Genomic DNA, 19,981 nt, shown 5'->3' with positions numbered 1-19,981 from the left:
TACCGCGCGGTGCCTCGGGCCCGCGGCACGGCAGCCGCCGCGCACACGGTGCGGGCGGGGCCGGGAGGGACGGCCCGGGGGAAGGCCGGCGTCCGCCGCACCGGACGCCCGTCACCCGCCGGCCTCCCCCGTTCCCCAGGGCCCCGTTCTCCCATCCCCCGCCCCCGTCCCCCGCTCCCCCGGGCCCCCGTTTCCCGGGGTCGCCGCCCCGGGGACCGCTCCCCCTATGCGGCGGTCTCCGGCAGGGTGACGCCCAGCTTCCCGGCGCGCTCCGTCAGGTCGCGCCACACCTTCGGTGCCACCGGGATGCCCTTCTCCCCGCGCCCGGCGGCCACCGCGGCGCTGCGCTCGCCGGGGTAGAACACGCCCTCCGCGTCGTCCGCCGCCGGCAGGCCCTTCAGGGTGCCCAGGGTGGAGTCGACGGCCTCGGTGAAGGCGTCCGCTCCGCCGAAGGCGGCCGGGTCGACGGCGATGAGCAGGGCGTTCTGGCGGTGCTTGCGGCCGGCCGGGTCGTCCGAGTGGAACGACGCGAAGATCGGCGCGCCGACCAGCACACTGGTCAGCAGCTCGAACGCCAGCGACATGCCGGACCCCTTCGCCCCGCCCAGCGGCAGCGGCATGACCGCCTTCTCCGGGTCGGTGGTCGGGGTGCCGTCCTCGGTGGCGGCCGCGCCCTCGGGCAGCGGGGTGCCGCTCGCCTTCGCCTGCCGGATCTTGCCCAGGGCGATGGTGGCGGTGGCCATGTCGAGCAGGAGCGGCGCGTGCCGCTCGGCCGGTACGGCGACGGCGAGCGGGCTGGTGGCGACCGCCGCGCCCTTGACGCCGGTGTAGCCCATGTTCGGCATGCCGGCGACGAAGCCGATCCCGACGAGCCCCTGCTCGGCGATCTTGGACACGTAGTAGCCGATGGCGCCGGTGTGCACGGTGCGGCGGACGCCCACCGCGGCGACGCCGTTCGTCCTGGCCCGGGTGACCGCCTCCTCGGCGGCGGCGGACAGGGCGACCGGCCCGGGGGCGCGGTCGGCGTCCAGGACGGCCGCGGCCGGGGTGGAGGACTCGACCGTGATGTCGGCGTCGGCGTTGGCGACGCCCTTCTCCAGCAGGTCCAGGTAGGCGGGGACCCGGGCGATGCCGTGCGAGTCGACTCCGCGCAGCGCCGCCCAGACGAACACGTCGGCGGTGGTGCGGGCGTGCTCGGCGCTCAGGCCGCCCTTCTCGAGGAGGGCCGCGGAGAAGGTGCGCAGCTCCTCGGCGGGGACCAGGACCTTCTTGGGTGTGTCGGACATGGTGGCGGGTGCCTCCTGGTTCAGCGGGTGACGAGGACGTCGACGACGGCGGTGGTGCCCTCCGCCACGGCCTTGAGGGCGCGCTCCAGCGCGGGCGCCAGGGCCTCGGTCGTGTCGACGGTCTCGGTGTGCATCCCGAACGGCTCGGCGAACTGGGCCAGTCGGGGCAGTCGGTGCAGGTCGGTGCCGAGCCACTCGCCGGTCTCGGCGGCCGCGCCCTCGGGGTAGAACCTGCGGTGGTTGAGGTTCATCGACTTGTAGACGCGGTTGTTGAACACCACGATCAGCACCGGCAGGTCGTACGCCTTGCTGGCGTCGTACGACTGGATGACCGGGTTGTAGGCGAAGGCCCCGTCGCCGACGGTGAAGACCACCGGGCGGTCGGGTGCGGCCAGCTTGACGCCGAGCGCGACCGCGATGCCCTGGCCGAGGCCGCCCTGCACGTAGAAGTACGAGTCGGGGGCGTCGGTGCGCAGGTGCCGCTTGACGATCCGGCTGTGGGTGATCGTCTCGTCGACGACGATGCCGTCCTTGCCGTCGAGCAGCCTGCGCAGTGTGGCGGCGACCAGCACCGGGTCGACGCCCTCGGCGTCCCCGGCCCGCTCCCCGGCCTTCGTCTCGGCCTGCGCGACGGCGGCCTGCTCGGCCGCGAACCGGGCCTCCTGCGCGGCGAGGCGCTCGGCGACGGCCGCCTCGTCCAGCTCCTTGGCGCGCTTGGTGAGCTGGCGCAGGGTGTTGGTGACGTTGCCCTCCAGGTACGTGTCCGCGAACAGGACCTGGTAGACGACGTGCGGGCGCTGCGGGACCTCGTCGATGACGACGATCTTCGCCCGGGAGGGCTTGCGGCTCGGCGGGTAGAACGGGACGCGGCAGTTGACCAGCAGGATCAGGTCAGCCGTGTCCATCCACGGGCCGATGTCGGTGCCGGCGTGCAGCCGGTGGGTGCGCGGGAAGTTGCCGCACACCGCGGAGTCGGGCTCGACGACCGGGATGTTCCAGGCCTCGGCGAAGGCCGTCAGGGCCTCGAAGCCGCCCGCCTCCCGGCCGGCCGTCTCCGTCACGATCACCGGGTTGCGGGCCTCCCGGATCAGCTGCGCGACCGGGTCGACCTCCTCCGGCGAGCTGTGCGTGGAGCCCGGGGCGACGATCGGCTTGGCCTCGCGGCCGTCCCACTCCTGAAGGAGGATCTCCAGCGGGATGTTCAGGTACGCGGGGCCGGCCGGGGCGCGCCAGGACAGTTCCGCCGCCCGCGTGATCATGGTGGGCAGCGTGTGCACGCTGGCCGCCTCGTTCGACCACTTGGTGAACGGCTGGGCGATGCCGTGCGGGCCGCCCACGATCGACAGGTTGCGGTACCACTGGCCGCCCGGGTCGTGGCCGGGGGCGTCGCCGTACGTGGTGGACTCCGAGGAGGTGACCACCATGGGCACGCCCGCGAGGAGCGCGCCGTGCACCGCCATCGACCCCTGGAGCAGGCCGGGGGCCGCGTGCAGCAGCACCCCCTGGGGGCGGCGCTTGACGAGTCCGTAGCCGGTGGCCATACCGACGGCGACGGTCTCGTGGGTCAGGTCCAGGTACTGCGGGGCCGGCTCGCCGTCGCGGTGGCGGCGGGCCAGCGACTCCCACACCGGGGCCCATTCGGACCCCGATGAGCAGAAGAGGTAGTCGGCGCCGACGGCGTTGAAGGCGGATACGAAGGCGGCACCGCCGTCACCGCCGTCGGCGCCTGGCGTGTTGTTGCTGTCCGTCATCTCTGGTGCTTCCTCAGCCCTCGATCGGCCAGTTCAGGACCTCGGAGATACCGCGGCCCATGATCCACTCCAGCTCCTCGGGCGTGAAGTCCCAGTGCTTGGTGAACTGCTCGATCGTGTCGGTGTACGTGATCCCGTGGCCCAGGAGCCGCGTGATGTCGGTGCCGTAGAAGCAGCGCTGCGGGCCCAGCTTGTCGACCATCTCGCGCACGTACTTCTGGATGTTGTTGTTCGGGAACGGCTGCGTCGAGTAGCCCGGCAGCGCCGAGACCTTGACGTAGATGTTCGGGTGGGCGGCCAGGTCGGCGGTCTCCGCCACCCAGTATCCGATCGCGTCGTCGACGCAGCGGGCCATGATGCCCATGTGGTCGATGATGATCTTCAGCTCGGGGTGCTTGGCGGCGATCTCGCCGAGCTCCTTCTTCCAGATCGGGGCGTGCACCATCGTCGGGATGCGCAGCTCCTCGGCGATCGGCCAGTACCAGTCGTTGGTGCCGTCGATCATCCAGTTGCGGTCGATCGGCCGGTGGAAGGTCAGGCGCGTGCCCTTGACGTGCGGGTTCTGCGCGAAGTCCTTCAGCATGGCCTTGCCCTCTTCGGGCTTGTTCTGCGGGATGCGGGCCATGATGCCGAACCGGTCGGGGTGCGCCTCGCAGGCCTCGAGGGCGTAGTCGATGCGGTCGCCCTCCCAGGACGGCGGGAGGATCAGCGCGCGGTTGACGCCGGCCTCGTCCATCAGCTCCAGGGCCTCCTCGTAGGAGAAGGGGTCCTCGCGGTGGCCGTTGAGCCGGATGCGCTCCCTGGCGCCCGGGACCCAGGGGCGGTCCGGGGTCTCTTCCTTCCAGATGTGGATCTGGGTGTCGACGACGAACATGTCCCGTACTTCTTTCTGTTGGTGGAGCTGGATACGTGGAGCTGGGTATGTGGAGCCGGGTTCGTGGGGCGATCGGGGGGAGCCGATCGGCGGTGCCCGGCGGTGGGGCGTTGCGGAGGGAACGCTAGGCGGGTGGTGAGGCCTTGCGGAGCCCCTGGGAGCGCAAGCTGTTGTTGCGTGAAAGTGCGCTGCACGCAGGGCACTTTCAGGTTGCGGAAGCGTCCTTGAACACGGCGTCGACGATGTGCTCGGCGATCGCCATGGAGGCCGTCGCGGCCGGCGAGGGCGCGTTGCGCACCGCGGTGATACGGCCCACCTGGTGGATGCGGAAGTCGTCCACGAGGGTTCCGTCCCGGTCCAGGGCCTGGGCGCGCACGCCCGCACCGCCGCGTACGACGTCCTGCACGCCGACGCCGGGGACGTACAGCCTGGCGTCCTTCATGAAGGCCGCCATGGAGAAGGAGCCGCGGTACTCCTTGATGCCGGTGCGCCAGTGCTGGGCGGCCATCTTCCAGGCGCCGGGGTAGCGGGCGAGTCCGAGCAGGTCCCGCGGGGAGACCCTGGTCCGGGTGTAGCCCTCCCTGGCCAGGGCCAGGACGGCGTTGGGGCCGACCTCCACCGAGCCGTCCACGCGGGGCGTGAAGTGGACGCCCAGGAACGGGTAGCGCGGGTCGGGCACCGGGTAGATCAGGCCCCGCACCAGGGCCGTCCGGTCCGGCTTGAGCAGCATGTACTCGCCCCGGAACGGGATGATCCTCGGCTCCTGCTTGTCCTGCGCGAGGTGCGCGACGGTGTCGGAGTGCAGACCGGCGCAGAGGATCAGCCGGTCCACGCGCACGCGCTGCTGCCCGGAGGCCACCTCGATGCCGCCCGGCACGTTGGTGATGCCGGTGACCGGGAAGCCGAGCCGCACCTCGCCGCCGGCGTCGGTGACGTCCTGGGCGAAGGCGCGGGCGATCGCCGGGTAGTCGGTGATCGCGGTGCGCGGCGAGTGCAGGGCGGCGATGCCGCCGGCGTTGGGTTCGAGATCCCGGATCTCCTCCTTGGAGATCCTCCTCAGGTCGGGCACGTGGTTGTTCCGGGCCCGCTCGTAGAGCGCGTCCATCCGGCCCAGCTCGTCCTCGCGGACCGCGACGACCAGCTTGCCGATCTCCTGGTACGGCAGCTGCCGGTCCTGGCAGTACTCGCGCAGCAGGGACACTCCGCGCACGCACAGGTCGGCCTTGAGGCTGCCGGGCGTGTAGTAGATGCCGGCGTGCACCACGCCCGAGTTGTGGCCGGTCTGGTGGAGCGAGACCTCCCGCTCCTTCTCGAAGACCACGACCCGGGTGCCGGGCCGGCTCAGGGCGATCTCGCGGGCCGTGGCCAGACCCACGATGCCGGCGCCGACGACGCCGATCGTCTCGTCAGCCATCGGCATCCTCCTCTCTCTTCTCGCTGCTCCCGATCGTCAGGCGCCGAAGTGGACGGCGACCGTCTTGACGCGCGTGGAGAAGCGCAGGACTTCCTCGCCCTGCTCCTTGTAGGCCGTGCCGGAGTCGCGGAACCCGCCGAAGGGCAGGTGGACGTCCCAGCCGGTGGTGGTGGTGTTGACGGCGACCTGGCCGCACTCCGCCTCGTCGGCGAAGCGGTACGCGGAGGTGAGGTCGCGGGTGAAGACGGCGGCGGCGAGCCCGAAGTCGGAGTCGTTGACGGCCTCGACGGCCGCGTCGAAGCCGGCCACCTCGCGCAGGGCGAGGACCGGCCCGAAGACCTCCTCGCGCCAGATCGCCGTCTCGGGGGTGACGCCGGCCAGTACGGTCGGCTGCACGTAGCAGCCGTGCGCCCGGTCGCCCTCGGTGTCCGCCCGGCCGCCGGTGAGCACGGTCGCGCCCTGCTCGACGGCCCGGGCCAGGTCGGCGAGGACGCTGTCGCGCTGCTTGGGGCTGGACAGCGGGCACAGGGTGGTCTGCGGGTCGCTGCCCGGGCCGACCTTCAGCGCCTCGACCTCGGCGACGAGGAGCCGGGTGAACTCCTCGTACACCGGCTGGTCGACGATGACGCGGCTGGTGGCGGTGCAGCGCTGGCCGGCCTGGCCGAAGGAGGCCGCGACGACGGCCTTGGCGGCGGCCGGCAGATCGGCGTCCCGCAGCACGACCGTGGCGTTCTTGCCGCCGAGCTCGCCCTGGAAGCGGACGTTGCGGTCGGCGAGGCGGCGGCGGATGCGGTTGCCGATCGCGTTGGAGCCGGTGAAGGTGATGCCGACGATCCGCGGGTCGTCCAGGAGCGCCTCCTCGATCTCGGCGGTCCGGCCGGTGACCACGTTGAGGACTCCGGCGGGCAGGCCGGCGTCGTGCAGGGCACGCGCGAAGTGCAGTCCGGACAGCGGGGTCTCGGTGGCCGGCTTGAACACGGCCGCGTTGCCGGCCGCGAGCAGCGGGGCGAGCTTGCGCGCCGGGGTGATCAGCGGGTCGTTCCACGGGCTGATCACCAGGATCACGCCGATCGGCTCGCGCTGGGTGTGCGTGCGGTGGTCGGGCCGTACGTCGTGCAGGAGGGTGCCGTAGCCCTGGCGGGCGAGGCCCGCGTAGTAGTCGAGGAAGTCGGCGGCCTTGAGGGTCTCGCCGGTGGCCTCGGCCAGGGTCTTGCCGTTCTCCGCGGTGACGTCGGCGGCGATCTCCCCGACCCGGTCGCGGATCAGCCGGGCCGCGTCGGTGAAGACGCGGGCCCGCTCGAAGGGGCTGGTGCGCTTCCAGACGGCGAAGCCGCGCTCGGCGTGGTCGAAGGCCCGCGTCACGTCCTTGGCGGTGAGGGCGGGGATGCGGGCGATCGGGGTGCGGACATCGGCGGGGTCGAGGACGTCGATCCATTCGCCGGTCGCCACCCACTCCCCGCCGGAGAGGGTTTCCACGGTACGCATGTCGGGTCACTTCCTTCGTCGGCCGCGGTGCGGGGCGCTGCGGTCTGAGCTGGGGCCGGAAGCGACAACACACCATGGCGGGGCGGTGCCGCCAGCCCCGCGGCGGCAGTCATTGATTGCGCCGCGCGCGGGTGGGCGGACGCGCGTTCCGTGCTGGAATCGGCAGGCCGGAGGCCTGCGAAGGGTCTCCGGGGAAGCACTGGTGAGGAGATACGGACATGGCCTACGCAGTCGTCGCCCACTACCGCTGCGCACCCGAGGACGAGGCGAGCGTGCGCGCCGCGCTGCTGAAGGTGCGCGAGCACACCCGGGCGGAGCCGGCGAACGAGACGTACGAGGTGCACGCCGTCGAGGGGGAGCCGGGTGGCTTCCTGCTGTACGAGCGGTACGCCGACCGGGCCGGCTTCGAGGCGCACAAGGCGGCCGGCCACTTCGAGGAGCTGATCGTGGAGACGGTGTGGCCGCTGCTGACGGACCGGGCGGTGACGTTCGCCGAGGTGCTGTGAGGCACACCGCGGCCACGGCGGAAGGGCCGGGCGGCCGCCCCCCGCGCCGCCCCGCGCCGCCCCCCGGGGGGGGGGGGGGGGGGCCCCCGGGGGGGGGGGGGGGGGGGCCCCCCCCCCGGAGTCGCCCGGCCCTTCCCCGCTGCTCAGAACTCGTTGCCCCAGCAGTAGCGGGCGATGGTCTCCACCAGCACGATCTTCCTGCGCTGGCCCTCCGCGTCCAGCAGCGGCCGGCTCGCCACGTCGGCGAAGCCGCGGGAGGGGGAGACGGCGGCGTCCTCCAGGTCCTTGACCTCGCCGACCGCGTCGATACGGCTCATCACCGTGTCGATGTCCTCCAGCTCCGGGACGGTGGCGTCGACCACGCCCAGGCAGACGTCCCGGTCCTCCGGCAGCGCCCGGACCAGGTCGAGCTCGGCCGGGGTGCCCTGGTCGAACGGCAGGATCCAGCGGTCGGCGGCGACCTCGCCGTACAGCTTCTCGGCGCGGGCCCGGTCCACCTCAGCGGGGGCCGTCCAGCCGGGGGCGACGCCGATGCGGACGCCCTCGGGCCGCTCGTCCAGCCGGACCGCCAGCGCCTCGACGGCGAGGGCGTCCTCGAAGGACAGCGCGCCCGGGTCGGCCGGGTCGGTGGCCACCTGGCCGAGCAGCAGCGGGTTGTTGAGCTGGATGAGCCGTACGCCCCGGGAGACCAGCAGGGCGATCTCGGCCTGGACGATCTCCGCGAGGGCCTCGCCGAGTTCGCGGGCGGAGGCCACGCCGAGGCCGGGCCGGAAGGTGGTGGCCGCGAGGTAGGCGGGGGACGGCAGGGACGCCTTGGGGGCGATCACCGTCTGGTCGGCGAGCCGGGCGGCCCAGTCGGCGAGCAGCGGGCCGTTGGCCTTGGGCAGGGACTCGGCGACCCAGCGGACCAGGCCGTCGGAGTCCACCTCGTCCGTGCGGCGGAAGCCGGAGACGGAGTCGAGGACGGCGCTGCGGAAGTCCTCGCGGGGATAGTCGCCGTCGGTCACGACGGTGGAGCGCAGCTTGCGCTGGAGGACGACCGCCTCCTCGACCGCCTTCAGTTCGGCCGCCCTGAGCGCCTCGGGGTCGCCTGCCGCGCGGGCGGCGGTGAGCTCGGCCGGGCGGACCAGGCTGCCGTGGTGGTCGATGCGGTAGTTGAACGTGTCCGCCATGGTGGTCAGTCCTTTCCGGCCGGCTTGCCCGCGACGCCCCAGGCGGCGAACTCCAGCTCGTAGCCCAGGGAGGCGAGGACCTCCTCGGCGATCTGCTGGTCCTCGTCCGCGGTGCCGCCGGCGATGCCGAGGCCGCCGATGATCTCGCCGTCCTTCTTGATGGTGACGCTGCCCTCGGCGGCCATGATCGGCAGGGCCGCGCCGGGCAGCTGGGAGAGCTGGGAGAAGAAGACGGGCTGGCTCTCCTGCCACTTCTTCAGCATCGTGCCCGGACGCTGCATGATCGCGGCGGTGTACGCCTTGGCGCGGGCAATGTCCGGGGTGAGGGGGCGGGCCCCGTCCGGGCGGCGGATGGCGACGGGGAAGCCGCCGGCGTCCACCACGGCGACGCTCACCGCCTTGCCGACGGCCTGGGCCCGCTGGTGGGCGGCTTCGATGATCTCCTCGGCGGCGGCCAGGGTCAGGCTGGTCATGCGGCTTCCTTAGGTGCGGTGAGGGTGCGGCGCAGACGGGCGACGGCCTCGTTGTAGGCGCCGGGCGTCTCCCAGTACATGGAGTGCGGGGCGCCGGGGACGATCTCCAGGTGCGAGCCGGCCAGGAGTTCGTGGGCACGGGTGACCGTCTTGACGCCGAGGACCGCGTCCTTCTCGCCCGCGAGGAAGGCGACCTTGACGCCGGAAACCTCGATCTCCTCCAGGGAGGGGCCGTTGGTGTCCAGGTTGCGCAGGTCCTGCATCCGGGCGACGTTGAAGGTGCCCATCTGCTGGAACAGGAAGGTCAGGTCGGCGCGGTCCCGCTGGAACGGCTTGGTCAGCAGGCGGTCGATGACGGGGAGCTTGACGGCCTCGGCGCGGTCGGCGGCGGCCAGCTCCTTCAGCTCGGCGTGGCTGATGCCGCCGAGGGAGTGGCCGAGGACGACGGAGGAGACGCGCTCGGGGCGCAGCAGACCGGCCCGGAGCGCGGCGACGGAGCCGATGGACTGGCCGACCAGCATGACGTCGGTGAGGTCCTCGTGGTCGAGGACGGCGACGACGTCACCGGGGAAGTCCTGGCCGTCGAACTCGGGCATGGACGAGTCGGACTTGCCGAAGCCGCGCAGGTCGATCGTGACGACGGTGAACTCGTCGCGCAGTGCGGCCACTTGCTGCCACCAGGCGGCGTGGTGACCGCCGCTGCCGTGCACGAACATGATCGCCGGACCGCTGCCGTGGCGCTCGTAGTAGAGGGAGGTGCCGTCGGAGTCGACGTAGGGCATGGAAGGGGGCTCCTCAGCGGCCGGTCAGTTGGGGCGCTTGGCGTGGTGGACCAGCTCGATCATGGTGTGGTCGGGGTCGTGGATGTAGCAGAACTTCGACTGGTTCTCGGGGCGCTGGATGGGGCGGGTGTGCCGGATGCCCAGCTCCTTGAGGTGGGCGAGGAAGTCGTCCCAGTCGTCGACCTCGACGGCGAAGTGGTAGGGCGCCATGCGCTCCATCTCCTCGACCGGCGTGAAGTGCAGGTCGAAGTTGCCCCGGGTCATCAGCACCACGCGGGTGTTGGACTTGGGCTGGATCCGCTTCATGCCGAAGACCTTGGAGTACCACTCGGCGGTGCGGTCGGGGTCGGTGGTGGGGAAGTTGACGTGGTGGATGTAGCGGGGTTCTGCACTCATGGCCGTTTCCCTTGTTCCTCTTCCAATTGAACGGGGTTGGACAGCACGCCGATGCCGCTGATCTCGACCGACACCGTGTCCCCCGGCTCGATCTGGCAGGTCGACTCGGCGCCCATCCACAGCACGTCACCGGGGTGCATGGTGATGTGCCGGGTGATCTCGACGATGAAGTCGAAGGGGTCGAAGACCATGTCGCCGGTGGGGAAGGAGGCCTTCTCCTCGCCGTTGACGCGCAGCGTGGTCGTCTGGGCCAGGGCGTCGACGTCGGTCTCGATCCACGGGCCCATGGGCTTGAAGGTGTCGCTGTTCTTGCTGCGCCAGAAGGTGCGGTCCTGGTGCTGCCAGGTGCGGGCGCTGATGTCGTTGCCGATCGTCCAGCCGAAGACGGACTTGCGGGCCTCCTCGTGGGTGGCGTGCCGCAGGGTGCGGCCGATGACGGCGACGAGTTCGGGCTCGGCCTCGAACCGCCCCTGCACCTCCGCCGGCCTGACGATCGGCGCGAGGTGGCCGGTGAGCGCGTTGTTGGCCCGGTAGCCGACCTCGGGGCGCTCCGGCATGACGGCGGCGGCGTTGCCGAGCTTCGCCGCGTGCTCGATGTGCCGGGGGTAGTTCATGCCGACGGCGTAGAAGACGGGCGGGACGACGGGCGGCAGCCAGACGGCCGTCTCCCGCCGCACCGTGCCGATGACCTGGGTCTCGCCCTCCAGCGGGGAGCCGGACAGCAGCTCGACGTCGTCCTCCCCCACCCGGCCCCACACGGCGCGGCCGCCGACCGAGACGCGCGCGTACCTCATGGCGCCAGCAGGTGGGAGACGCGCTTGGTGACCAGGTAGGCGTCGAGCGCCTCGGGGCCGCCCTCGCGGCCGTAGCCGCTGTCCTTGACGCCGCCGGAGGGCGCCTCGTGGACGGAGCCGCCGCAGTGGTTGATCGACAGGATGCCGGCCTCCAGCTCGCCGGACAGCTTCTCGACGGTCGCGGCGGAGTCGGTGAAGCCGTAGGCGGCCAGCCCGTACGGCAGCGAATTCGCGATCGCAAGCGCGTCGTCGAGGTCGGTGAACGGCAGGATCGGTGCGATCGGCCCGAACGGCTCCTCGCGCAGCAGTTCGGCGTCCTCGGGTACGTCGGTCAGGACGGTCGGCGCGAAGAAGTAGCCGGCGCGGTCCGGGCGGTCGCCTCCGGTGAGGACCTTGGCGCCGCGGGCGACGGCGTCGGCGGTGAGCCGCTCCAGCGCCTTCAGCCGGCGCTCGTTGGCGAGCGGGCCCATGGTGGTGCCCTCGGCCAGCCCGTCACCGACGACGACGGCCTCCGCCGCCTTCACGAACTCGGCGGTGAACTCCTCGACGACGCTCTCGTGGACGAGGAAGCGGCTGGGCGAGGTGCAGACCTGGCCGGCGTTGGCGAACTTCGCCTGGGCGGCCCTGCGGGCGGCCTTCACCGGGTCGGCGTCCGCGCAGACGATCACGGGGGCGTGGCCGCCCAGCTCCATCAGCGACGGCTTCATCACCTCGCCGGCCCGGGCGGCGAGGAGCTTGCCGACGGGGACGGAGCCGGTGAAGGCGACCAGGCGGATCACCGGGGAGGCGATCAGGTGGGCGGAGACCTCGGCGGGCTCGCCGAAGACCAGGTTCAGCACGCCGGCCGGCAGTCCGGCGTCGGCGAAGCAGCGCACCAGCTCCATGGCGGTGGCCGGGGTCTCCTCCGAGGCCTTGATGACGAGGGAGCAGCCGGCCGCCAGCGCGGAGGAGATCTTGCGCATGGGGCCGCCGGCCGGGAAGTTCCACGGCACGAAGGCGGCGACGGGGCCGATCGGCTCGCGGCGCACGGACAGCACGGTGCCGGGGGCGGAGGGGATGATGCGGCCGTAGGCGCGGCGGGCGTCGTCGGCGTGCCAGCGCAGGGTGCCGGCGACCCGGCGGGCCTCGCCGGTGGCCTCCGCGAGGGGCTTGCCCTGCTCCAGGGTCATGATCCGCCCGACCTCGGCGGCGCGCTCGGTGAGCAGGTCGGCGGCGGCGTGCAGGATCGCGGTGCGCTCGGCTATGGGCGTGGCGCGCCAGATCTCGAAGCCCTCCGCGGCGGCGTCGAGCGCGCGGTCCAGGTCGGCGGGGGTGGCCAGGGGTACTTCTCCGATCACCTCCTCGGTGGCCGGGTTCACGATCGGGGCGGTACCTCCGGTACCGCCCTGGCACCACTCGCCGGCGATGTACAGGCGGACGGCGGGGTAGCCGTGGTCGGTGGTCATGGGTGGGTGCCCTCTCAGGCTGGGGGTGAGTCGGGGTGCCGTGGGGACTCAGGCGCCGGTGGCGGCGTCCTGGTCTCGGTTGGTGCGCAGGGCCCAGATGTGGTGGGGCGGGGTCGTCTCGTGGACGCGGGTCTCGTAGGTGTCGTCGACGCGGTCCATGTCGGCGGCGTACTCCACGCGGCCTCCGCACGGCGCGTGCAGGAAGCGGAAGACGTTGGAGCCGATGGTGTGCCGGCCGAGCTTGCGCGCCTCCCGCCAGCCCCGTTCGATCATGTGGTTGCCGCCCTCGATCACGTCGTCGAAGCCGGGCACCTCGTAGGCGATGTGGTTGACGCCCACGCGGTCGGGGCGGTGGCACAGCAGCATGGTGTGCTGGTCGTCGTCGCCGGGGGCCTGCATGAAGACGCCCATGGGCTCGACGACGTCGGTGGGGCGGAAGCCCAGGAGGTCGGTGTAGAAGGCGACCGCTTCCTCCCTGCCCTCCTTCGCGATGTTCAGCGCCACATGGCACATCCGCAGCGGGTAGGCGCGGGTGAGCGGCTCCAGGGCGGTGTTCCAGCGGTTGACCGCGCCCAGGGCGTTGGCGGGCCGGGGCTCGACGGCCGTCCCCTTCGGCCGGGCGAGGGTGAGGCCCACGCCGAAGCCGCTGCGGTCGACGGTGCGGAAGACCCCGTCGGCGCTCTCGCGCACCGCGTGGTCGCGGCCGACGGCGTCCACCAGCCGGCGCAGTTCCTCGCGGGTGTCGACGCCCCACACGACCTCGCGCAGGGTGGGTCCGTCCTCCACCGGCGGGGGCAGCAGCGGGCCGGGGTCGGTGTCGAGGTGGAGCGTCTGCCCGGTGAGTGTCTCGAACACCGCGTGTTCGTCGGTCCGCTCCACCAGGAACAGACCGAAGTCGTCGAAGAACCGGACGCACTCGTCGAGGTCGGCGATGCCGTACGTGACCGATTCGATTCTCTGGATTCCCATGATTCCTCGTTTCCGGGTCGCCAGGTGAGCGTAGGTTTGGGGTCGCCGGGGCCTCAATGGCCCGAGCTCTACGGAACGCGCAATCCTTAGTTGCGCCCGCGTCCCGTCACCGACGCCGGCTACCGGATCGCCGGAATGGGGTTCTGCGAGAACCACTCGGAGAGGAAGTCCAGGAACACGCTGATCTTGCGCGGGGTGTCCTGGCCGGGGCCGTAGATGGCGTAGAGCGGGCGGTCGGGGACCGCGAGGTCCGGCAGCAGCACCCGCAGGGCGCCGGAGACGAGGTCGTCGTAGGCCGGCCGCTGGGGCAGCAGGGCGATGCCGCGGCCGTGCACGGCGGCCTTCTGCAGGGCGAGGTAGGAGTTGGACGAGAAGGCGATGTTGCGGATCTTGTGCAGGGTGCTGGCGTGTCCGTGGCCGATGCGCCAGACCGGGTCGTTGACGTGCACCAGACAGTCGTGGTGGGCGACGTCGTTGGGGTGCGCGAGGGTGCCGCGCCGCTCGATGTAGTCCGCCGAGGCGCACAGCACGAACGGCAGCGAGGCGATCTTCTTCAGGCGGACGCTGGAGTCGCGCAGGTCCCGTGTGTGGAAGGCGATGTCGAATCCGCTGTCCAGGAAGTCGTAGGTGCGGTCGGACATTCCGCCGAGTTCGAACCGGACCTGGATTTTCGGGTGGGCCGAGGAAAAGGCGGCTATCGCGTCACCGAGGTCCAGGCTGCCTATCCACTTCGGGCAGATGATGCTGAGCGTGCCCTCCGCACGGTCGTGGGAGTCGGCGATCGCCGCGTCCTGCGCCTCGATCTCGTCCAGGATGCGGGCGGCGAATTCGGCGTACCGCTGTCCCGGTTCGGTCAGGCTCACCGATCGGGCGGTGCGGTTGACCAGGCGGACCCCCACCTGTCGTTCCAGTTCGGCGACGTGCCGGGAGACCAGGGAACCCGAGGAGCCGAGTTTCTTGGCGGCCCCGTTGAAACTCCCGGCCTGGGCGACGGTGACGAAACTGTGCATGAGGAGCAAGCGATCCATGTTTTCCTCCGACGGCACTCCCCGCCCGACCGGCGACGGATGGCGGGAAGCGAAGGGTCCGCCGCAAGGCCACGCTGTCTCGGCATCGGCTGCGGGACAGGGCGGCCCTGGGGCGGAAATGATGCGGCTCGGACGCGGTGCGGGGGCGCCGGTTCCCGGTGGGGGCCCTACTTGGGGCAGTACTGGGGAGCCTCACTCACGTTGTCCTTCGTGACCAACACAAGAGGAATGTCGGATATTTTGTCAACACCCTCTTTCTTGTCGAGCAGGCCGACGGTGCTCTTCACGGCGGTCTGCCCGATGGTCAGCGCGGAGTTCGCGACGGTCGCGGACAGGCGGCCGTCCTCGACCGCCGCGACGCCGTCCTCGGTTCCGTTCACGGACACGATCTTGACATCCTTGGCGCCGGCCGCGTCAAAGGCCTTTCGGACCGCAAACGCCATCTCCTCGTTGGCCACGAAGGCGTAGTCGAGGTCGGGGTTGGCCTGGATCATGTTCTCGGCCACGTCCTGCGCCTTGGCCGGGTTGAACATACCGGGCTGGTTGGCGACCACCTTGGCGGTGGCCGGCAGCGCGTCCTTGAACCCGCCCACCAGCAGGTCGGAGGCGGCACCCGGGGCGCCGGCGACGATGCCGACCTTCACGTCCTTGCCCGCGGCGTCCTTCTCGATCCAGTCCGCGTCCATGCCGCCGACCTTCTTCAGGTCGACCACGGCCGCGCCGAGGACGTCGTCCATGTCCGAGGTGGCCACCGAGGTGAGGTAGATCGGCACGCCGGCCGCCTTGGCCTTGGCGATGTCGCCCTCCAGGGCGTCCACGTTCACGGTCTGGACGATCAGGGCGTCCACGTTCCGGGCGATCATGTCCTCGATGTTGGACAGTTCGGTACCGGCGTCCTGCTTGGAGTTGGCCGAGTAGACCTTGGCGTCCTGGGCCTCGGCCTCCTGTTCGACCGCCTTCAGCAGACAGGTGTGGAAGTGCGTGTTGGAGCCGTTGACGAACCCGAGGGACACGGATCCGCCCGAGGCGCCGCTGCCGCCCTCGTCCTGGGAGCCGCATCCCGAGAGCACCAGGGCGGCGACGCCGACGAGCGAGGCCGCGGTGACACGGCGGGATCTGGCGATGGGCTTCATGGGCTTCATGGGGTAGGCCTTTCCTGCGTCGTTGAAGAGAAGGTGCGGTGCTGGTGGGGGGTGCGCGCGCACGGGTGGGGCGGGCGCGGAGCGGGGGGCGGGTGCTGAACGGGGGGTGCGGGACGGGCGTCGGCCGGCTCGGCGGCGAGCCGGCGGCAGCGCGTCCGGGGCCGCGGGTCGGCGGCCGCGGGTCGGCGGCCGCGGGACACTGGCCGGGGGTCAGTGGCGGCGGGTCGGTGACCGTGGGCCGGCGGCGGGCTCAGTGACCGTGGGCCGGCGGCGGGTCGGTGGCCGTGGGCCGGCGGCGGGTCGGTGGCCGTGGGCCGGCGGCGGGTCGGTGGCCGTGGGCCGGCGGCGGGTCAGTGGCCGCCGGGTGCGGACTTCCGCTGGAACTCGTTGATGACCGCCGCGACCAGCAGGACGCCGCCGGTGACGACGTACTGGTAGTTGCTGTTGACCTGGAGCAGGTTGAGGGCGTTGGCGACGACGCCCAGGAGGACCACGCCGAGGACCGTACCGAGGACCGTGCCGTGGCCGCCCGCGAGCGAGGTCCCACCGATCACCACGGCGGCGACGGCGGTCAGCTGCGTCATCAGGCCCGCCGTGTTGGGCGCCGCGGCGCCCAGCCGCGACAGCAGCATCAGGCCCGCCAGGCCCGCCAGCACACCGGCGAGCGCGTACAGCGCCAGCTTGCGGGCCGGGACGTTGATGCCGCTGAGCCGGGCGACGTGCTCGTTGCCGCCCATGGCGAAGGCGTCCCGGCCGAAGGTCGTGAACTTCATCGTCACGCCGACCAGCGCCAGCACGAGCACGGCGACGACGGTGAGGTACGGGATGCCGGCGAGCTTGTCGTTGCCCAGGCCGGTCATCTTGTCGCCGATGGTGACGCTCATGCCGTCCAGGACCAGCAGGGCGACACCGTCCAGCAGCATCGCGGAGGCGAGCGTGGCGACGAACGGGGCGACCCGCGTGAAGGTCACCACCAGGCCGTTCACCAGGCCGATCGCGGTGGCGAGCGCCAGACTGACGACGACCACCGCCGGGGTGGACCAGCCGCTGTGCAGCAGCTGCGCGGCGACCGAGAGCGTCACGGCCGCGTTGCTGCCCATGGAGAAGTCCATGCCGCCCGAGGTCATCAGCAGGGTCAGCCCGGCCGCGATGACGGCGTTGACGCTGACCTGCCGCAGCACGTTGAGCAGGTTCTGCGAGGTGGTGAAGGAGTCCGCCTGCACGGCGGTGAAGACCGCCACGAGCACGAGGACGAGGATCAGACCGCCGTGGGGTATGTGCAGCAGCTTGCCGGAGGTGAGGCCCGAGGGCTTGCCCGGCGGTGCGTCGGCCGCGACGTCCGGGGAGGCGGAGGGGGTTTTGAGGCTCACTGCGGTTGACCTCCGAGAGCGGTCGCGACGAGTTCGTCGCGGGTGATGGCGGTGATGTCGTGTTCGGCGACCGTGCGGCCGGCGCTCACGACGACGACCCGGTCGGCCAGGCGCATGACCTCCTCGGCGGAGGAGGAGGCGAGCAGTACGGCCACGCCGCGGGCGGCGAGGTCGTCGACGAGGGTGTGGATGTCGGCCATGGCGGCCACGTCCACGCCGTTGGTCGGGTCCTCCAGGAAGCAGGCGACCGGCTCGGTCTCCAGCCACTTGCCGAGCAGCACCTTCTGCTGGTTGCCGCCGGAGAGGGAACCGACCGGCGGGTTGCCGGTGAGGGCGACCACGCCGTAGTTGTCGCGCAGCGGGGCGGCCCGGCGGGCGAGTTCGCCACGGCGGTGCAGCCGCCGCCGCGCGAACCGGTCGCCCGCCATCATCAGGTTCTCGTCCAGGGACAGCCCCGCCACCAGGCCCAGCGCCCGGCGGTCGCCCGTGACACAGCGCAGACCGCCGGCGAGGGAGGCGCGGACCCGGCCCAGGGGGATCCGGCGGCCGTCGACGTGGATCTCGCCGGTGTCCGGGCGCTGCCGGCCGGACAGCAGGTCGAACAGGCGGGACTGGGCGTCGCCGGCCGGCCCGAGGACGGCGACGATCTCGCCCTTGCGCACCTGGACCGCGAAGTCCTGGATGGCCCGCCCGTGGGACAGACCGCGGACGGTGAGGCCGCTGTCCTCCTTCGGCGCGGGGCGCTCGGGGCGGGTGGAGACCACGTCCCGTCCGACCATGCTGCGCACCAGGCCCGCGGCGTCCATCTCCGTCGCGGGCGCGCTGCGCACCAGCCGGCCGTCCCGCAGGACCGTGACCCGGTCCGCGACCGCCATCACCTCGTCGATGTAGTGCGAGATGTAGACGATGGCCACGCCCTCGTCCCGCAGCCTGCGCACCAGGCCGCGGATCCGGTCGGCGTCCTTGGCGCTCAGACACGCGGTCGGCTCGTCCAGGATCAGCACCCGGCCGCCCCGGCGGACCTCGCGCGCCACCTCCACCATGGTCTGTTCGGCCACGGTCAGGGTGCCCGCGACGCGGTCGACGGCGATGTCGATGCCGAGCCCGGCCAGGGCGGCCGCCGCCTGCGCGCGGACCGTCCGCCAGCTCACCGCGCGGCCCCGGGTCGGCAGGTCGCCCAGCAGGACGTTCTCCGCGACGGTCAGCCCCATGGCGAGTTCCCGGCGCTGCGGCACGAAGGAGATGCCGAGCTTGCGGGCCTTGCGCACGCTCAGGCCGGACTGCGGCGCGCCGTCGACCTCCACGGTGCCGCCGTCGGCCTGGTGGACGCCCGCGAGGACCTGCACCAGGGTCGACTTGCCGGCCCCGTTCATGCCCATCAGCGCGTGCACCTCGCCCGGGTACAGGTCGAGGTCGACGCCCTTGAGGGCCAGGGCACCGCCGAAGCGCTTGGTCACGCCGCGCACCCGCAGCACGGCGCGCGGCTCCGCGCCGGTGCCGTCGGCCGCCCCGGCCCGGGCCGGGGTCGTCGTCGGGGTCACGGCGGTTCCTTCCGGTGCGCCCGGGTCGGTCAGCGGGCTCACGGCTGGGAGGGGTCCGTGTCGGGGGCGACCCGGCCGTAGCCGCGGACGTCCGGGAACGGGGGCTCCTTGTCGGCCTGGAGGTCCACCTGGAAGGTGTTCAGGCACATGCCGAGCATGGTGAAGTTGCCGAGCGCGCCGATGGTGTCCACCAGGCCCTTGGAGCCGAAGTGCTCGTGGGCGCGGGCGAAGGTCTCGTCGGTGACGAAGTGCTCCTCCAGGATCTCCCGGCAGAACTGGTAGAAGGCCTGATCGGCTTCGTTGTCGAAGACCGCCTCCCGCTTCTCGGCGATCGCCTTGACGGCGGCCTCCGGGATGCCGGCCTCGATCGCCTGGTGGACGTGGGCGTTCCAGGAGTACTGCGCGTCCCAGTTGCGGGCGGCCATCAGCAGGGTCAGCTCGCGCAGGTGCTTGGGAAGGCTGCAGTCGAAACGGGCGAAGGCGCCGAGGGACTCGGCCCGCTCGCACATCTCCGGGCTGTGCAGCCAGACCCGGAAGGGACCGCGGACGGCACCACGGCGGCCGGCGATGCGGGCGGCCAGCTCCTGCTGCCGCGCGTCCATTTGCTTCTCGTCGAGTACGGGGAGCCTCATCTGGCCGATACCTGCCTTTTCTTTCCAGCGCATTACGGGCACGGGTCCGAAAGCCGTGCGGTGCCAGGTGAAGGTACAGCCGTGTTCGAGCGGCTCACCCATCTCGGAGCGCAAGGTAAAGCTGCACGGCGGAGGCCCCCCATTCACGGGACGGCGACCTAACGTCGTTCGACGCAATGCCTTGCGAAGTGGAGAGGAACGAGGACTCCGGATGACCACCATCATCAAGGTCGCGTCGGTGCCGCTGCTCGACCGCGGCGGCGCCGTCGTGACGACGCCGCTGATCACCACCCCGTCGGCGAACGGGGAGAACCGGATCACCAGCGGGATGAGCGTCTACCCGGTCGGCTCCGGGGCGCCCCTGCACTCCCACAACTGCGACGAGCACGTCACGATCCTCGACGGCGAGGCGGAGGTGTGGGTCGACGGCGAGGTGACCAAGCTGGAGCAGTACGACACGACGTACATCCCCTCCCCCATCCCCCACCTCTTCCGCAACATCGGCGACCGCCCGCTGCGCATCCTGTGGGTGTACTCGTCGGGGCACGTCACGCGCACGTTCACCGAGACGGGGCAGACGGTGGAGCACCTGTCGGCGGAGGACCAGATGGGGTCGGACGAGTAGACGCCGCACGGCCCGCCCGCCCCCGCCCCCACCCGTCCACGCGCTCCGCGCCCTCCCGGGCGGCACGCGCACCGGACGGCCGGGTGCGGCCGGGGGCGGTCGCAGATCCGCCGCCTACACCGAGGGCGGTCACCGGTCCGCTGCCTACCACCGAGGGGGTCGCAAGTCCGCCGCCTACCACCGAGGGCGGTCACCGGTCCGCCGGCTGCCGCCGAGGGCGGTCGGCAGGCGCCCTGTACCGTGCCGCCGGACGGTCCCGTCGAGGCGCGCGGCGGACCGCCGTGCGCCATGGCCCC

General features: G+C 72.0%; 19 protein-coding genes. 2 read left to right on the top strand and 17 right to left on the bottom strand.

What is annotated here, in order from left to right:
• Positions 1-224: 224 nt before the first annotated feature.
• The 5 genes from ACFV9M_RS21210 to ACFV9M_RS21190 form a co-directional block, all read right to left on the bottom strand.
• Positions 225-1,286, bottom strand: coding sequence for an Ldh family oxidoreductase (locus ACFV9M_RS21210; RefSeq protein ID WP_385071507.1), 1,062 nt, complete (start codon positions 1,284-1,286; stop codon positions 225-227).
• Between the two features lie 20 nt (positions 1,287-1,306).
• Positions 1,307-3,037, bottom strand: a complete 1,731-nt coding sequence (locus ACFV9M_RS21205) for a thiamine pyrophosphate-dependent enzyme (protein ID WP_385071505.1) — start codon at positions 3,035-3,037, stop codon at positions 1,307-1,309.
• Positions 3,038-3,050: 13 nt separating this feature from the next.
• On the bottom strand, positions 3,051-3,911 hold the full coding sequence (locus tag ACFV9M_RS21200; protein ID WP_385071502.1) for an amidohydrolase family protein: 861 nt from the start codon (positions 3,909-3,911) through the stop codon (positions 3,051-3,053).
• Between the two features lie 205 nt (positions 3,912-4,116).
• On the bottom strand, positions 4,117-5,325 hold the full coding sequence (lhgO, locus tag ACFV9M_RS21195) for an L-2-hydroxyglutarate oxidase (protein WP_385071499.1): 1,209 nt from the start codon (positions 5,323-5,325) through the stop codon (positions 4,117-4,119).
• 36 nt (positions 5,326-5,361) lie between these two features.
• Positions 5,362-6,810, bottom strand: a complete 1,449-nt coding sequence (locus tag ACFV9M_RS21190) for an aldehyde dehydrogenase family protein (protein WP_385071496.1) — start codon at positions 6,808-6,810, stop codon at positions 5,362-5,364.
• 218 nt (positions 6,811-7,028) lie between these two features.
• Here ACFV9M_RS21190 and ACFV9M_RS21185 point away from each other — a divergent pair, with 218 nt between their 5' ends.
• Positions 7,029-7,316: a putative quinol monooxygenase gene (locus tag ACFV9M_RS21185; protein WP_385071493.1), complete on the top strand. Its 288-nt coding sequence runs from the start codon at positions 7,029-7,031 to the stop codon at positions 7,314-7,316.
• Between the two features lie 143 nt (positions 7,317-7,459).
• Here ACFV9M_RS21185 and ACFV9M_RS21180 read toward each other — a convergent pair whose 3' ends face one another.
• From ACFV9M_RS21180 to ACFV9M_RS21125, 12 genes are all read right to left on the bottom strand, one after another.
• Positions 7,460-8,488 carry a methionine synthase II (cobalamin-independent)-like protein gene (locus ACFV9M_RS21180; RefSeq protein WP_385075937.1) on the bottom strand — a complete coding sequence of 343 codons (1,029 nt, stop codon included), beginning with the start codon at positions 8,486-8,488 and terminating at the stop codon, positions 7,460-7,462.
• A gap of 5 nt (positions 8,489-8,493) precedes the next feature.
• Positions 8,494-8,961 carry a heme-binding protein gene (locus ACFV9M_RS21175; RefSeq protein ID WP_385075935.1) on the bottom strand — a complete coding sequence of 156 codons (468 nt, stop codon included), beginning with the start codon at positions 8,959-8,961 and terminating at the stop codon, positions 8,494-8,496.
• Complete coding sequence (locus tag ACFV9M_RS21170) at positions 8,958-9,743, bottom strand: alpha/beta fold hydrolase (protein ID WP_385075932.1); 786 nt, start codon at positions 9,741-9,743, stop codon at positions 8,958-8,960. The genes ACFV9M_RS21175 and ACFV9M_RS21170 overlap by 4 nt, the downstream gene beginning before the upstream one ends.
• 24 nt (positions 9,744-9,767) lie before the next feature.
• On the bottom strand, positions 9,768-10,139 hold the full coding sequence (locus ACFV9M_RS21165) for a VOC family protein (protein ID WP_385075930.1): 372 nt from the start codon (positions 10,137-10,139) through the stop codon (positions 9,768-9,770).
• Entirely contained in the window at positions 10,136-10,933 is a 798-nt protein-coding gene (locus ACFV9M_RS21160; RefSeq protein WP_385075928.1) for a fumarylacetoacetate hydrolase family protein, read from the bottom strand. Before ACFV9M_RS21160 ends, ACFV9M_RS21165 begins: the two co-directional genes overlap by 4 nt.
• Positions 10,930-12,378 (bottom strand): NAD-dependent succinate-semialdehyde dehydrogenase, encoded by a 1,449-nt coding sequence (locus ACFV9M_RS21155; RefSeq protein WP_385075926.1) that lies wholly within the window; start codon positions 12,376-12,378, stop codon positions 10,930-10,932. Before ACFV9M_RS21155 ends, ACFV9M_RS21160 begins: the two co-directional genes overlap by 4 nt.
• A 48-nt stretch (positions 12,379-12,426) precedes the next feature.
• A complete protein-coding gene (locus ACFV9M_RS21150) occupies positions 12,427-13,347 on the bottom strand; it encodes a VOC family protein (RefSeq protein ID WP_385075924.1) in 921 nt (306 codons plus the stop codon).
• A gap of 119 nt (positions 13,348-13,466) precedes the next feature.
• Positions 13,467-14,375 (bottom strand): LysR family transcriptional regulator, encoded by a 909-nt coding sequence (locus ACFV9M_RS21145; protein WP_385075923.1) that lies wholly within the window; start codon positions 14,373-14,375, stop codon positions 13,467-13,469.
• A gap of 167 nt (positions 14,376-14,542) precedes the next feature.
• Entirely contained in the window at positions 14,543-15,508 is a 966-nt protein-coding gene (locus tag ACFV9M_RS21140) for a sugar ABC transporter substrate-binding protein (protein ID WP_385075945.1), read from the bottom strand.
• Positions 15,509-15,867: 359 nt separating this feature from the next.
• On the bottom strand, positions 15,868-16,887 hold the full coding sequence (locus ACFV9M_RS21135; protein ID WP_385075921.1) for an ABC transporter permease: 1,020 nt from the start codon (positions 16,885-16,887) through the stop codon (positions 15,868-15,870).
• On the bottom strand, positions 16,884-18,428 hold the full coding sequence (locus tag ACFV9M_RS21130; RefSeq protein ID WP_385075919.1) for a sugar ABC transporter ATP-binding protein: 1,545 nt from the start codon (positions 18,426-18,428) through the stop codon (positions 16,884-16,886). The genes ACFV9M_RS21135 and ACFV9M_RS21130 overlap by 4 nt, the downstream gene beginning before the upstream one ends.
• Before the next feature lie 38 nt (positions 18,429-18,466).
• Positions 18,467-19,030 carry a carboxymuconolactone decarboxylase family protein gene (locus ACFV9M_RS21125; RefSeq protein ID WP_385075943.1) on the bottom strand — a complete coding sequence of 188 codons (564 nt, stop codon included), beginning with the start codon at positions 19,028-19,030 and terminating at the stop codon, positions 18,467-18,469.
• A 241-nt stretch (positions 19,031-19,271) separates the two neighbouring features.
• Here ACFV9M_RS21125 and ACFV9M_RS21120 point away from each other — a divergent pair, with 241 nt between their 5' ends.
• Positions 19,272-19,685, top strand: coding sequence for a cupin domain-containing protein (locus tag ACFV9M_RS21120; RefSeq protein WP_385075916.1), 414 nt, complete (start codon positions 19,272-19,274; stop codon positions 19,683-19,685).
• Positions 19,686-19,981: the final 296 nt, after the last annotated feature.

This window comes from Streptomyces sp. NPDC059895, from assembly GCF_042731035.1.
Taxonomy (GTDB): domain Bacteria; phylum Actinomycetota; class Actinomycetes; order Streptomycetales; family Streptomycetaceae; genus Streptomyces.
This window is presented reverse-complemented; position numbering and strand designations above follow the sequence as displayed.